This window comes from Pseudovibrio sp. Ad46 (assembly GCF_001623065.1).
Classification (GTDB): domain Bacteria; phylum Pseudomonadota; class Alphaproteobacteria; order Rhizobiales; family Stappiaceae; genus Pseudovibrio.
The window spans coordinates 1-852 of record NZ_LMCG01000039.1 but is presented as its reverse complement, the minus strand read 5'-3'; the positions used below and the strand labels follow the sequence as shown (position 1 = coordinate 852).

The 852-nt window shown below is 50.6% G+C and carries 1 protein-coding gene; it reads right to left on the bottom strand.

Annotation, left to right across the window (positions count from 1 at the left end; genetic code table 11):
* Nucleotides 1–852 (bottom strand): FG-GAP repeat protein (locus PsAD46_RS07005; protein WP_193776921.1); only part of this gene is annotated, 852 nt, incomplete at both ends.

The following is an 852-nucleotide window of genomic DNA, read 5'->3' as shown; positions in this document are numbered from 1 at the left end:
CAGAGCCGGATGTGTTCCCCTTGTCATCATCATAGTGAGAACCTGCAACAACAACACCATGATCATTCATCTGTGTGCTGTAGCCAAACCAATCACTTCTATCACCATCTGAGGCAACTATCTTGCCTGCTGTTCCCTCACCATTCACCTCGTGGAACTCACCATAAGAATGGATCACAGGTGGAGTATCTGACGGTTCATAAACGGTGCCGTCAGCGCCGACATAATTACCGTCAGCATCAAGTGTAAACACGTAGACGGAGCCGGAGTTTTGCCCCTTATCGTCGTCAGCATGAGCACCAATCGTGATGACACCGTCTTCATTGATTGAGACTGATTGTCCAAAGTAATCACCGCTTGCTCCATCATGAGCCGTCAGAACGATTTCCTTGTAACCACCTGCTCCATCTGGAACATAAACATAGGCAGCTCCATTATCAGATGACGCGCCGGTGACGATAACACCGGCCTTATTCACAACAACAGCTGTCCCGGTACTGCCAGGGCCGGTGATCAGTTTGGAAACCACATAATTGCCATTGCCATCCGGCTCGTGGATGTACAATGCGCCTGAGGCTCCAACCACAATGGTCCCATCTCCTTGAACTGCACCGCTTTTGCCAAAACTGGCACTGGAATCAGGAGCTGTCAGCTGCAATTCTGTGTAGCTACCAGAGCCATCTGGCGTGAACACACGAGCCAGAGCGCCCGGACCATCTGCAAAGATAACACCGTCATCATTGATGCTAACCGTACCACCGAAGCCATCACTTCCCGCAGCAACCAGCTTACTTTCCGTATAACCACCAGAACCATCCGGCGTAAAGATGTAGATCTTATCGGTTGCAGTGC